The 14,475-nt window shown below is 51.8% G+C and carries 11 protein-coding genes; 3 read left to right on the forward strand and 8 right to left on the reverse strand.

Annotation, left to right across the window (positions count from 1 at the left end; all coding sequences use genetic code 11):
• Positions 1–177 precede the first annotated feature (177 nt).
• Genes glpA through glpC form a run of 3 tightly spaced genes read left to right on the forward strand, consistent with a single transcriptional unit; the run spans position 178 to position 4,393 of the window.
• Positions 178–1,848: an anaerobic glycerol-3-phosphate dehydrogenase subunit A gene (gene glpA, locus VFA_RS10820; protein ID WP_004726854.1), complete on the forward strand. Its 1,671-nt coding sequence runs from the start codon at positions 178–180 to the stop codon at positions 1,846–1,848.
• Entirely contained in the window at positions 1,845–3,170 is a 1,326-nt protein-coding gene (gene glpB / locus VFA_RS10825) for a glycerol-3-phosphate dehydrogenase subunit GlpB (RefSeq protein WP_004726855.1), read from the forward strand. Before glpA ends, glpB begins: the two co-directional genes overlap by 4 nt.
• Positions 3,167–4,393: an anaerobic glycerol-3-phosphate dehydrogenase subunit GlpC gene (gene glpC / locus VFA_RS10830; RefSeq protein ID WP_004726856.1), complete on the forward strand. Its 1,227-nt coding sequence runs from the start codon at positions 3,167–3,169 to the stop codon at positions 4,391–4,393. Before glpB ends, glpC begins: the two co-directional genes overlap by 4 nt.
• Before the next feature lie 146 nt (positions 4,394–4,539).
• Here the strand turns inward: glpC and VFA_RS10835 are convergent, their stop codons facing one another.
• From VFA_RS10835 to VFA_RS10870, 8 genes are read right to left on the reverse strand one after another with little or no spacing between them, the layout of a single operon-like run.
• Positions 4,540–6,015, reverse strand: a complete 1,476-nt coding sequence (locus tag VFA_RS10835; RefSeq protein ID WP_004726857.1) for a DUF4832 domain-containing protein — start codon at positions 6,013–6,015, stop codon at positions 4,540–4,542.
• The gene (locus tag VFA_RS10840) at positions 6,012–6,419 is read right to left on the reverse strand and encodes a hypothetical protein (protein ID WP_038151604.1); all 408 of its coding nucleotides are present in this window, start codon (positions 6,417–6,419) and stop codon (positions 6,012–6,014) included. Before VFA_RS10840 ends, VFA_RS10835 begins: the two co-directional genes overlap by 4 nt.
• Positions 6,420–7,520 (reverse strand): glycosyltransferase family 4 protein, encoded by a 1,101-nt coding sequence (locus VFA_RS10845; RefSeq protein ID WP_004726859.1) that lies wholly within the window; start codon positions 7,518–7,520, stop codon positions 6,420–6,422.
• Position 7,521: 1 nt separating this feature from the next.
• Entirely contained in the window at positions 7,522–8,733 is a 1,212-nt protein-coding gene (locus VFA_RS10850; RefSeq protein WP_004726860.1) for a glycosyltransferase family 4 protein, read from the reverse strand.
• A complete protein-coding gene (locus VFA_RS10855) occupies positions 8,730–9,728 on the reverse strand; it encodes a glycosyltransferase family 2 protein (RefSeq protein ID WP_004726861.1) in 999 nt (332 codons plus the stop codon). The genes VFA_RS10850 and VFA_RS10855 overlap by 4 nt, the downstream gene beginning before the upstream one ends.
• Positions 9,721–11,100 carry a hypothetical protein gene (locus VFA_RS10860; RefSeq protein WP_004726862.1) on the reverse strand — a complete coding sequence of 460 codons (1,380 nt, stop codon included), beginning with the start codon at positions 11,098–11,100 and terminating at the stop codon, positions 9,721–9,723. The genes VFA_RS10855 and VFA_RS10860 overlap by 8 nt, the downstream gene beginning before the upstream one ends.
• Complete coding sequence (locus VFA_RS10865) at positions 11,093–12,325, reverse strand: lipopolysaccharide biosynthesis protein (RefSeq protein WP_014257466.1); 1,233 nt, start codon at positions 12,323–12,325, stop codon at positions 11,093–11,095. Before VFA_RS10865 ends, VFA_RS10860 begins: the two co-directional genes overlap by 8 nt.
• Positions 12,326–12,329: 4 nt before the next feature.
• A complete protein-coding gene (locus VFA_RS10870) occupies positions 12,330–14,474 on the reverse strand; it encodes a GumC family protein (protein ID WP_038151607.1) in 2,145 nt (714 codons plus the stop codon).
• Position 14,475 lies beyond the last annotated feature (1 nt).

Genomic DNA, 14,475 nt, shown 5'->3' on the forward strand with positions numbered 1-14,475 from the left:
CTAACCCTGTTAAATATCAGCAACATTGTTGGTTAATTTCTCCACACCGACACGAAACAATCACCAAAACTATCAATTTAACGCTCGTTCGCGCTTTTGTGAGCAATATATCGAACGTAAATGATAAAAAAAGACATACTAGTTGTAAGTTTATTAAAGTTGCATAAGGTAAAGGTCATGACGGCTTATCAACGAATGGAAACCGACGTTGTCATCATTGGCGGCGGCGCGACCGGCACAGGCATCATGCGAGACTGCGCATTGCGAGGCATCGCGTGCATTCTGCTAGAGAAAGATGACATCGCCTCCGGCACCACAGGTCGTAACCACGGCTTGCTGCACTCTGGCGCGCGCTATGCCGTCACTGATGCAGAATCGGCCAAAGAATGCATTCAGGAAAACCAAACGCTCAAACGCATCGCTCGCCATTGTGTGGAAGCGACCGATGGCCTATTCATTACCCTGCCTGAAGACGAACTCAGCTTTCAAGACACCTTTATTCAGGCTTGCGGCAATGCTGGTATCGAAGCGACCCGTTTAACGCCGAGAGAAGCACTCGCGCTCGAACCGAACGTGAACCCAGCGCTGATCGGCGCGGTAAAAGTACCTGACGGCACGCTGGATCCGTTCCGTTTGTGTGCCTCAAACGTCCTTGATGCCAAAGAGCACGGCGCGCGCATGTTCAACCGCACCATCGTCACCAGTTTGATTCGCCAAGGCGATACCATACTCGGTGTACGCTGTTTGCAATTGGGCACCAACCAACAGTTTGAAATCTTTGCCAAAGAAGTGATCAACGCCGCAGGCATTTGGGGACAACATATCTGCGAATATGCTGACCTCAACATCAAGATGTTCCCTGCCAAGGGTTCGCTGTTGATCCTCGATTACCGCATCAATAACTTAGTGATCAACCGTTGCCGTAAACCTTCTGATGCCGACATTCTGGTGCCCGGCGACACCATTTCACTCATCGGCACCACGTCCGAACACATTGATTACGACCAGATCGATAACTTGCACGTCACCGAACGTGACGTGGATGTGCTGCTGGCAGAAGGTGCGAAACTTGCGCCGATCATGGCCAATACGCGCGTGCTGCGTGCCTACGCGGGGGTACGTCCTTTGGTATCGGTAGATGACGATGGCAGTGGCCGGAATATCAGCCGCGGCATCGTTTTGCTCGATCACCAAGAGCGCGACGGCCTCAAAGGCCTCACCACCATTACCGGCGGCAAACTGATGACCTACCGCTTAATGGCGGAATGGGCGACCGACTTAGTGGCGAAGAAACTGGGCAACACTCAAGCGTGCGAAACCCACACGCGCCCACTGCCGGGGTCAAACGAAACGCCAAAAGCCATCAAGAAAACCGCCAGCATCGCCAAACCGGTGTATGAATCCGCCATTTATCGCCATGGTGAACGCGCCACGCAATTCTTGTCTGACGATGCCAAGAGCCAAGCGATTATTTGTGAATGTGAAATGGTCACCGCGGGCGAAATTGAATACGCGATTAAACAGCTCGACGTCAACAACTTGGTCGATCTACGCCGCCGCACTCGCTTAGGCATGGGCCCTTGTCAGGGCGAACTGTGCAGCTACCGTGCGGCCAGCCTGTTTTCCGAATATGGTCAGGTCGATGGCTGTCAATCGAGCGAATTGTTGGTCGATTTTCTGGAAGAGCGCTGGAAAGGCATCAAACCCATTTTCTGGGGGGATGCGCTGCGCGAAGCGGAATTCAGCTATTGGATTTACGAAGGATTACTCGGTGCCAGCGACCTGCCCCAGCCCGCTCAATCAGAACACCCTCAAGCAGAACAACAAAAACAGGAGGCGGAATTATGATGCATTATGATGTGGCCGTGATCGGCGGCGGCATTGCGGGTTATACCGCTGCAATTCGCAGCCTGCAAGCTTGCAAAAAAACCGTGCTCATCAATCAAGGCCAAAGCGCGTTGCATTTCTCTTCCGGCTCCATTGATGTGCTGGCGAAATTGCCAGATGGCAGCGCGGTCACCCACCCGTTTGATGCCCTCGACGCATTGCAGCAACAAGCGCCGTCCCATCCGTACAACACGGTGGGTCGCAGCACGCTGCAAAAAGGGCTGGAATGGTTTCGTCAAACGCTCGCTACCGCGAACGTGCCGCTATCGCATCAAGATGATTTGGCCAATCACGGGCGCATCACGCCGCTTGGTACGCTCAAAGCGACTTGGCTATCGCAGCCATTTGTTTACCAACACCGCCAAGAAGTTTCGTTTGAGCGTATTGTGGTGGTTTCAATCGATGGCTATCGCGATTTTCAGCCACAAATGCTGAAAGATAACCTTCACCAGCATCCCGATTTTCAAGGCGTGCCGATTCACACGGTCACCCTGTCGATTCCGGGGTTTGACGGATACCGCCGCAACCCAAATGAGCTGCGCTCAATCGACATTGCACGTTTGCTGAAACACGATGCCGCGTGGACCGCGCTATGCGATGGTTTGATGCGTGCAGCCAATCGCAACGACTTGGTGATCATGCCCGCGATCATGGGCAACGGCGATGGCCTAACGCTGCTCTCGAAGCTACGCGACACCACGCAACTGCAATTTCACGAAGTACCGACCATGCCACCATCGCTGCTGGGTATTCGCATTGAAGAGGCGCTCAGTCGCACCTTCCTGTTGCTGGGTGGCATTCATCTCAAAGGCGACAAAGTGGTCAACGGCACGTTTGACGGCGAGCGTCTGGTTAGCCTGCAAACGCAAAACCTGCGCGACATGGCCATCAGCGCTGACAACTACATCATGGCAACCGGCAGCTATTTCAGCCAAGGGTTGCATGCCGAGCAACACGCCATCCAAGAACCGATCTTTGGCTTGCAAGTGACGCATAAACCAGCGCGCGTTGATTGGCGCAATCCGGCCTTCTTTGCCGACCGTTCACACCCTTTTATGGCATTCGGTGTCGAAACCAACGCGCAGCTGAACCCACAGCGCAGCGGCGTCACCATTAAAAACTTGTACTGCTGCGGCTCCATGTTGTCGGGTTACGATCCCGTGTTTGAAGGGTGCGGTGGCGGCGTCGCGATTGGCACCGCCTACCACGCCATCATGCAATGCCTAGAACCTCAATTGTCAGCGTCTCACCCAAACCCATTCGATCAGGAGGTGCTCGCATGAACGCGCCATTTTCAAAAGCTGCTCCTCTGAACACCAGCTTTGACCAATGTATTAAATGCACCGTCTGCACGGTGTACTGCCCCGTGGCAAAAGCCAACCCAGATTACCCAGGCCCGAAACAGTGCGGGCCGGATGGCGAGCGCCTGCGCATTAAAAACCCGGAATATTACGACGAAGCGCTTAAATACTGCACCAACTGCAAACGCTGCGAAACGGCGTGTCCATCTGGGGTGAAAATCGGCGACATCATCGCCGTCGCGCGGGGTAAACATGGCAAGAAACCGCTCAATCCGAAACTGATGCGTGACTACGTGCTGAGCCACACCGACCTGTTCGGCTCACTGGCCACGCCATTTGCACCAGTGGTGAACTTCGCCACATCGATGCCACTGGTGAAAAAGATCATGCACAAAACCATCGGCGTGCATGACCACAAAGCGTTGCCGAAATACTCGCACGGCACGTTCCGTCGCTGGTTTAAACAAAATTGCACCAGCCAGCCGCTGTATCAGCGCCAAGTCACCTACTTTCATGGCTGCTACGTCAACTACAACCACCCACAATTGGGCAAAGATCTGGTGAAGGTGTTGAATGCGATGAATATTGGCGTGCGCTTGCTGAACAACGAGAAATGCTGCGGCGTGCCTTTGATTGCCAACGGTTTTCATGACAAAGCGCGTAAAAACGCATTGCTGAACGTGAAGAACATGGAAACTGCGGTCAATGAATATCATACCAAAGTGATTTCAACCTCCTCGACCTGCTCGTTCACGCTGCAACAGGAATACCCGCATGTGCTCGGCGTCGACAACAGCCAAGTGTCCAACGACATTGAATACGTCACGCGCTTCCTACTGAAAGAGTTTATGAATGGCAATGCGCCGAAAATGAAACCGGTCAACCTCAAAGTGGTTTATCACACGCCTTGTCACTTGGAACGCAGTGGCAACGTGATGTTTACCATTGAGTTGCTGCGCATGATTCCGGGCCTAGAACTGATTGTCCTCGATAGCGAATGCTGCGGTTTGGCGGGCACCTACGGCTTCAAAGAAGAGAACTATGATGTGTCGATGAAAATCGGCTCGCACCTGTTTGACTCGATCAAAGCCTCCGATGCTGATTTTGCGATCACCGACTGCGAAACCTGTAAATGGCAAATCGAAGAGAACACCGCGCTGGAAACCATTCACCCCGTCAGCTTGCTGGCACAAGCACTGGCTTAGTCTCCCAACCCCAAAAAGGCGTCTTCAAAGAAAGTCGTTTCAACGCTCAACGTACAAAAAAGCGGGCATTGCCCGCTTTTCTTCTGTCACTTTCGTTTTTCGTTTGCTGCTGTATATCGCACCACAGCATAGCGAAGGCTGTCGACCTAACGAATGGTTACGTCAGATAAGCGATACCAGCCCGATGCCTGCAACCCTTCATTGGCCAGATTCACTTCTGCCTCAGCATGGCGATCGACCAAGGCCAACTCAAGGTAGTAATGGCCGGTGGGGATCGTTTCAGGCAAAGTGAAACTGCTGGAGGTCGCGTGTTCACCCGGCAGCCAACGCATAACATCTGCGGTTGAGACGTTGAAAAACGCGGTTTCTTCGTCCTCATTCACCAATCGATACGCCAGATAATGGTGCTGATACGGTGGCGCATTTCCTTCGTTCACAAGCAAGGCCTGAACCGTCATGGTCGCGCCCGGCGTCAATTCAGCAGGGTGCACCAGCGTGTCCACACGCAGACGATAGCCAATTTGAGTCAACGCATCGTCCAACAAATCACGATACTGAGTCGGCACCACGTGCGATTTCAGGTTCAATGTCGAAGCGTGCTGCGCAATCGCCCAATCTAAGCTCGCTTTCACTTGCTCGCGGGTGTAATTGTACTTGCTCCACCATTCCGACATATTGCCGCACGTTTCCAAGGAAATTGGCGCGGTTTGCCATGCCTGATTGAACTTGGCATAGGTTTGCTGAGCCATGGCAAGACGATAAGGATAGTCGTCAACCATATGGCTCCATGTGTCGGAGAAGTTATGCCAGTCGCCCCAGCAGTCTGCGCGCCAACCTGCGCCCTTCTCAACCGCGTAAGCCAAGCTGTTTTCGCCGCTGATTAACATCACTTTAGGCGTGTTGGGAAACGCCGCAAAATGCATGTCGATCAACTTATTCAAATCATTGTCACTGTAGCGCTGATGCAACGACTCCAGCTCAGTAAAGTTACTGTTGTGCCATTCCCCCCAAGAGCCAACCATGCCGATATCGATGTGACTCAAGTTGGTGTTGCCGTCGTAACGCTGACCAAACGCATTGAGCAGTTTTTCCACATAGTGCAGATACAAGCTGTCATCGAGATCCGGCACGAAGGTTTTGCCATCGGACGTCCAGTTCCCGCGAATGCCTTTTTTAATCAGCCAATCTGGAATTTTGCTGCCGCTTTCAGGGCCGTCTGCCGTCATAAAACGCAGCGCCACCATTTGTGATGGCAACGCGGCACGGTTTTGCGCTAGCAAACGGTCAACCATACCAAAGGCGTATTCGCCCTCTTCCGGCTCCAAATCGGTCCAGTAAAAACGAAAGTAATCCACGCCAGACTCGGGATAGAGCTCCAGCGGCAGTGGCACTTCCCAGTTGTTATGAAACGTTTCAACCCCAATGCCCGGGTTGGTGATCGGCCCCGACAATGCCGCCGGATGCACGGTAATTTTCTGCTCATCACGCGATACCGACGCGGTCGATGACGACGACGCATTCTTGCTCTCCGCCTGACACGCTGAAAGTGGCAACATCATCAGCAAAACCAACCCCGCTTGACTGGCCAAATTCAGCCGACACGCTGCTGTTCGTTGTTTCATTGCATTAACCCTTTAAACCAATCCCAAATCCCGAGTGAGTAGTTGGGAAAAATATCAATGCCCATGGCGGATTTGATCAAGTACAGCGCAAGGAATGACAAACCTAACAGCGCGAGCAGCCCGACAATCATCAAGGATGTCACGACAAAATTCGCCCATTTGGATTCCGACGGGCGCAGTTGATGACGGCGATCGCGCCCCATCAACAACACCAGGTAATACCGTTTACCAAACCAAGGTAAACTCTTGCGTACATCAACGCCGTGACGATGTACCAAGCCCACGCTTTTGATCGCGTGTTCAATCGCTTGTTTCTGTGTATCGGTGAGCTCTGCTGCCACTCGTTCATCAAGCGCATGATAGAACTGCGTCACCGTTTTGTTCTCTTTTACGGGTGTTGACACTTATTGCCCCACAACTTTTTGATACACCTGCATGGTTTGCTGCGCGATTTTTTCCCAGTCGTATTTGGCTAGGTACTCGGCGTAGTCCACACGGGCTTCTTCACTTAATGCACTGAGTTTTTCACCTAATGCAGCCACATTGCCAACCGGGAAATAACAGGTTGGATCCAAGGCCACTTCCGTGTTCGCCGGAATGTCACTCACCAGCGCAGGCAGCGAGAAGGACATGGCTTCAAGCAATGCGATCGGTAACCCCTCGTGATAAGACGGCATCACAAACAGTCGCGCTTGCGAAAATACCGCTTTGAGTGCGTCCCCTTTGAGAAAACCGGTCATGATCACGCCCGGCGTGCTACGCGCTTTCTCTTTCAGCGCAGCGCTGTAAGGGGTTTCATGGTCAGTATCGCCCACCAGCACCAACGGCATGCTGAGTCCGGATTCACGATAAGCATCAATCAAATCATGAAAGCCTTTTTCCTCGACGAAGCGGCCCACGGCCACCAAGTAGTTTTGCGCCGTCAACTGATACTCACTCAACGTGGCGTTGATACTTTCGGCGCTGAGCGCCTCGGGCGCAAGCACACCGTTGTAGATCAAGTTGGCGTCGAAACGCTGATATTTTTGCTGCAAAATGCGATTAATGACTTCAGAAATCACAATCACTTCATTGGCCCATTTCGCGGCAAATTTTTCGCCAAGCATCAAAATTTTCTTGGCAAATCCGCCCCATTTCTGACGGTCATAATCTGGGCCGTGATGGGTAAACACCACTTTTTTGCCCAACAAACGCAGTAGCGGCACCACTAAACCCGGGCCGATGGCGTGCACATGCACCACATCCGAACCATCAAACAGGGTCGAAAACGCAGCCAAGGTCGAATGTACAATCGCTTCCAGCGACTTTTTCTTCGGCGCCCAAATGGCTTTGGTTTGCACGCCCAAATAACTGGAGCGTTTGTATGGCACATACGGCGAACGCGCGATCACACACACCTCCACCCCAAACTGTTTCACCAATTCAGGATAAAGATGCTGACAATGGGTTTCGACGCCCCCCAACACATCGGGAATGCCCCGCGTGCCCAATACAGTAATTTTCATGTTAAGCGGCCTCACCAACGAGTTGCTGATACAAATCTAATAAACGTTGTTCATGGGTGGTCAGTGAGTATTTATTCAGTAGTCGCTGACGTGCGTGACGCCCCATATCAACCGCGGCGTCTTTCTGGATGGCAAACTGATCCATCACCTCGGCTAACGACGCCGGGTTACCCGCTTCAAACAAACGGCCTTCCACGCCGTCTCTCACCTGCTCCGGGATCCCGCCGATGTTGGCGCCGATCACGGGTTTGCCATACGCCATTGCTTCTAATACGGACATGGAGCAGTTTTCATAACACTCTGAGGGCACAATCACCGCACTGGCTTTTTTGATCAAGCTGTGCAGCGCGTCGCCACTTTGAAATCCGAGAAAATCGATGTCGCTGTGCGCGGCCTTCAATGGTTCATACAACGGCCCGTCGCCCACCACTTTCAATGGCATACGCTTTTGCGATTGTTGATAAGCCTTCGCTAAGGTCGCCACGCCTTTTTCTTGGCTCAGACGGCCCAGATACAAGAAATAGCCCTCATCGCTGCAACCGGTGGTGTCGACGTGTTCATCAATCCCATTGACGATCACATCGATACGATTGTTCGGTAACTTTTGGCGAATGATGTTGGCCAGAAACTCACTGGGCGACACAATCACATCCAGCGCTTGGTAGTTCCCAGCCATTGATTGATACACCGCCTCCAGCGACAACAGTGCGCTCTTAAACAGTGATCCTTGCTGGCAGCGGTAACGGCACGCATTCCACACCGAACCATGCAGACACGCTTCACACGTGTGACCATCGCGATACATGGTGTAACTCGGACACGCGATTTTGGTGTCATGCGCGGTCAACACGGTTTTGCAGCCTAAAGACTTCGCCACTTTAATGATCGACGGTGTCAATTGGTGGTAAATGTTGTGAAAATGCACCACATCCGGGCGTTCTTGTTCAATCAGCACGCGAATTTTTTCACACGCTTCGCGATTGTGAATGAAATCCAACGCAGTACGCAGGCTGCCCATCAAGCCGTGACCGTCGTAGTAATCGACGTTGGAGACAAAGAAATCTTTGTACGCAGAGTCGACGTTTTTCTCATGTTGCATAGAAAAATCGACGATGATAGCGCCAGATTTCATCAGCATCTCACGCTCTTGGAAAAAGACGGTTTCAGCGCCCCCTTTCAAAAAGAAGAATTTATTGACCAACAAAATTTTCATTGCTCTTCTCCTCGAATCACACGATTTTCCGGTGCGACCGCAGGATCTTTGAGCGACACGCCCAAGCCCCGTAAAAACCCAATCGAAAACATGGTGAGGTTAATGACACTCATGGCCGCATCTTTCAGTGAGCGGTTTTTCATGGTTTTCAGCGCAAAGAAGGCGACCAGTGGCAGCAACGCAATGCCAAACCACATCCACGACAAGCACAGCAACGCAAACAGCACGCCCAGTAAATATACGGTGAAAATCACTTCGTTCTTCACTTCTTTCACCGCATGCATGAAATGAGGTTGCCCCCACGACGATTTAAGCAGCTCACCCGGCGCGCACAGGTAACGGCTGCGCCAGCGGTGTCGCAACAACGCAAAGGTCGACATCACGTGCGAGGTGTGGTGGAAATAAGGCACGTCCAAACGGCGCAATTTAAAACCGGCATGGATCAGGCGCATGCCGAGTTCCGCCTCTTCGTAAGCGTGTAAATTGCGGTTGGTGAGGTAGCCGATTTCATCAATCGCCGATTTACGATAAAGACCACCGCCCGCCAAGTGATCATTATCCCCCAGCGGGTAGATCAGGTGCAGACGCTGTTTACGTGATTTGAATTCGTAACTCACTGCTTCATCCATTTCGACTTCGCCTGCAACCCCAGCATAATCTGGATGGGTGTGCAGAAATTCGATGCCTTTTTCGATGAACCCAGGCGCCAATTGCATGTCACCATCCAACAGCAACAAGAATTCACCCTGTGCATGCAAATAGCCGAGCTGGTGCCCAACGCCACAACAGCGCTCTTCCCCATTCACTAAAGTCACCACCGTCGCCCCCAATTCCAGCGCAATGTGTTGGGTGTTGTCACTCGACAAACTGTCGGCGACGATAATTTCATGCGGGTACGCATGCAGATTTTCACGAATACTGTTGATGGTCTTCGCGATCCCTTTGGCTTCGTTGTAAGTCTTGATAATGACGGAGACGGTAGGAATTTCACTCATAAGAACGCTCTCCCAGTGTGAGTACAGACTTGCGGATCACTAAAGCTGCACCTAGAGAAAAGAAAAACATAAATTGCATCATCGGAACCAACATTAAGATCTGGCTATAAGGAATACTCATTAATCCTGCAAGACCAAACGCAATGTACGCCGGTTGGTAGGCCACAAGTTGGATATCGGCCAAATCCATGTTGGCCCCATGCAGCATCGGTTTCGGAATACACACCCAAACCACCATACCAACCACCAACAGAAACAAACATGTGCCAATTAAACCGATTTCCCACAACAACATGCTCATGGAGGTAGAATCTAAAAGCACATTAAACACATTATTGAGGAAACCTGGCGCGACCGAACTACCATGGTTTGTGGCATTCAGCCCATAGCCGAACAATAGACTCGGCAGACCATATAAATCACTGTTTTTCAGCCAGAAAAATACGGTGGTCATGCGGCCTAACTCACCATTTTCCATGATGAAGTTCGGGTCAAAAATATATTCCATCGATTCAATGAACAGTTCAAACGCGCCTTTGCTCGGGTCAGCACCAAACGCCGATGAATACGACGAAGCAAGCGCAAAGACCGCCAACACCAGCAAGGCCACCGAACCACCGATCATGATTAAGATGATTTTGGCGTTATACCGTTTCATGCCATGCATGTAGCTCGGTACAAACCAAACAAATGCCAATAGGATGGGCGCAATGAGAATGACGAATTTCACCTCACCCAAAATGCACATGATGAATGCGGAAATCACGTGAAACGCGGTGCTGGTTTTACTCGCCACCCCGTGGCGGTATTCCGACACCTTCAACAGCATGATCAGCAAACAAAACAGACCGAGCGCGGCGGTATTCCCTCCGCCCATCGGGTCGCCGCCAAAAGTGCCCACCACCGAGTCCCACATTTCGAACTCGCCTTTGATGGCAACACGTTTGGGCACCACCACCATGAGCTGGTAGAGCATCACCGGAAACTGGGCATAGAAAATCCAGTACATTGTGCGAGTCAAGCGATGGATCTGCGACTCGCGGCAAAAGCCCATCAACAAACAAAACATCACCAGTGCAATCGCCAGTTCATTTTTCAAACCAACAATCGTGACCACCACGCCGTTTTGCAGCACGGTGGAGACCGTGGCCATTGCAAAGAAAGCGACAAACACCACAGCAATGATCCGCTCGCGGTGATCAAGCACAAACGGCGTGTAGCGCGTTTGCAGCATCATCAGCAATAACATGGCGCAGGCCAGCACAAACGGCAGCCACAACACCGCGCTGATCCCAGTGAAATATTGCACCATGCCGCAGACCACCAGTGTGACCCACAGGTAAATCTGCATGTAGAAACCGTTATTAAGCATCCGAGCCGTCCATTGACTCACGCATCTCGCGCGCGCGTTGATTGACTTTCAAGTAGATGAAGCCGTAACGCACGGCCGAAAGCACCGCAAACGCCAAAACCGACATGCCATAATCTGGGTGGAAATATGGCAACACCACAAACGCCAGCACAACGGCTGCCAATTGCTCAATTTGGATGCGCAAAAAGTAGCGCGGCGAGCCAAACACCAGTTCAATCACAGTTAACGGACACACGGCCAACGCCGGAAACAGATAGGGCAACATGTAGCGCGATGTCGGAACCGATTCGACCCACTCATGGCTCACCCAATGCTGCGCGTAAGCAAATTCCATCACCAAAGGATAGAAGAGGAATACGCCCGCAGTGGCGACCAAACCCAGGACAAACAGCAGCTTGCGAACCTTAATGAATTCCGGATAGTTGAAACGCTGATGACGAAAATCAATCGACCATTTGGAGAAAATTGAGTTGCGCACGGCGTTGCCGACGATCACCACTGGCGACAAACAGAACCGGCTCACCACGGCAAAATAACCCGCAGTGACTGACGAGAACCAAAAGTTAATCAGCACCATCGGCAAGTTGTTATTGGCCATCGCCAGCACTTCAGCACTACCCACTTTCGAGATGTGATGATGATTGGCGCGATAGAAGTGACTCAGTTGTGTCCAAGAAAAATGACTCACGCGCACTTGTTTGAGCGGTGTGGAATAACCCAGCCACACAATGATCAAACCAAACGCCAGCGATGCCCACGCCCAGTAGAACCAGATCGCCACATCAGACAGCGCAATCATCGAGATCACAACGATCGACATCGAAATCCGTTGCAGCGCCAGCAGCGCCATTTTTTCATCGCGCATCAGCAAGTTTTCAGAAATCAGCACCCACGCGTGAACCACAGTTAAGAGATAAAACAAGCCAAACGGCTTATCAAACAGCACCACCACGACCGCGGTAAACGGCAGGGCCAGAATCAGGCTCTGCAACAAGCAAAACACGATATTCTGCACCAGCAGGTCATCGTGCTGCTTGGGCAGGAGCAATTGGGAAGCGAAGGTACACACCTGCGCCCCAATCAATACGATGCTGTAGGTCAGTGCGTAGATCCCAACCTCACCCATGCCGTAGCGATGAGAGATGAGCCACAACGATGCCGCGCCAATCACTTGCGACAGCACCGAAGACCCGGCGATGGTTGAGATGCTTCTAAGCAGACTCATAGGTTTACTCCGCCGTTGCGAACGTCGTGAAACTTCCCTGAGTGATAAATCGCTTGCTCTCCTCGCCTTGCAGGTTTTCTGCATTCACTTGGTTGAGCACTGCGCCGACCACATCAATGTTGTCGCTGTGTAGCTTACGCAAATCATGGACAATCGCAGGTGCCTGACGTTGCTCTGCGCGCACCACCACCAACACCGTATCCACAGCTTGCGCTGCCAATTGGCTGTCTTTACTGTCGCTCAATGCGGGCAGGTTGACGATCACACAATCGTATTGCCCTTTGAGTTGGTTCATTAAAGCGCTGTAACGCTCGTGAGCAAACAGCACCAACGGTGATGCGGTCCACTCGCCGCGTGGCAAGAAATCGCATTGCGAACTCAAGGGTTGAATCAGCGTCTCAAGGTCATGCTGGTTGTTCACCCACTGCGCCACGCCAAGGGGTTCGGGTTGCGGGTTCGCGACCACGCTAAACGACAAGGCGCCAGTGCCACGATAATCCAGATCCACCAGCAGTGTGCGCTCATTTTGGCTCCACGCTTTTGCCAGCAATTGCGCCAGCATTGACGCCCCTTCTTGCACCGTACTCGATGCAACCCCAATCACACGCGCTTGCGGCGCAGCCAGTCGAATGGCCGTTTTCAGGCCCAGAATCGTTTCCATCGCATACGGATTGGACTCAATCAGATTGACCAAATGTTCGCGCGGCTCTTCGCCATCAAAGTGCGGAATATCGGCCAGCGGTTTCAGCCCCAGTTTCGGTTGCACTTGGCTGAGCATATAGATCTTGCGATCCAGCCCGGCGCGAATGATCAAATACAGAATGCACAGCGCAGGCGTTAGAATGGCGACCATCGCCAACAACAACGCTTTGTTCGGTTTTTGAGGACGTTCTGCCGCTGCAGCGGGGTCATAAAGCACCGCATCCGGTTCGCGGTATTGCGAGGTTAAGCTTTGCTCTTTACTGCGCAGGAACAGTTGACGATACAAGTCTTCTGTTTTGTCCAAATCGGTTTTCAAGCTTTCATACTGGTCACGTTTGGCAACTAAGGTTTTGAAATCATCTTTTTGTACTTTAGCCAACGCTTTGTAGCGGTTTTCTTTCGCTAAATCGGTTTGGTACTGTTTCAACAAACCTTCTTTTAACTCTTGTAGCAGCAAGCGAGTTTGATCTTCAATCGCTTGAATTTGCGCTTTGGCTTCCAGCACTTTGTTGTGTTTTGGACCATAACGTAGCCCCAAGTCAGCCAGGTGACGTTTGGCTTGGATCAGCGCGATGCGCAGATCTTGCATTTGTGGATGGCCCGAAACTTCTGGCATCGACGCAATATCTTCAATCGGCGCATCCATGTTACGCGCCACGATTTCATATTGTGCTTGAGACGCTAAACGGCGTTCTTTGGCATCGGCGAGCTTGTTGGTCACAATGCCCAGTTCTTCGGTTTCATACCCGTCAATACCGCGAAACGTCAGCAGCCCATTCTTATCAAGAAAGCGCTCCATCTCTTTTTTCTTTGCCGTCACTTGCTGGCGCAGATCTTTCATCTGCTCTTGGTTCCAGCGCAGCGCATTTTCGGTTTTCTCTACTTTTTGATCGACGGTGTAGTCGATAAACGCTTTCGACACGCCGTTCGCAATGCGCGCAGCTTCTTGCGGCTCTTTGGATTCAAATGAGACGTACACCAGTTGCGTTTGACGCACCACCGTAAACGTGATGTCTTCACGCAGCACTTTCAGTGCTTTCTCCATACGCTCTGATTCAGACAGCGTCCACTCTGGATGAGACTCATCCAATGGCTTATCCCCGTTGTAACGGGCATCTTCATCCATTTTGAGCATTTTGATGGCGCGTTCGAGCACCACGCGGGATTGCATGAGGTTGTATTGCGTTTCGTAATAGGCACTGCGCGTTGAATCGTAACCGTCGACTTGCTCAATCGGCGTCGCGTTGTCTTCCTGTGCTTTAATCAGCACTGTCGCGGTCGAAATGTATTTCGAACTCATCGACATCACCAACGGCACGCACGCGCCCGTCACAAGCACAGTCGCCAGAATGACTTTCCATCCATGTTTTTTTAGCGATTTAACCAGCGGCGCGAAATCAATGCTGCTTTCCATTTTCTTGCCGCTTTCTACCATTCCTACTGACATA

Source organism: Vibrio furnissii CIP 102972, assembly GCF_000176175.1.
GTDB lineage: Bacteria > Pseudomonadota > Gammaproteobacteria > Enterobacterales > Vibrionaceae > Vibrio > Vibrio furnissii.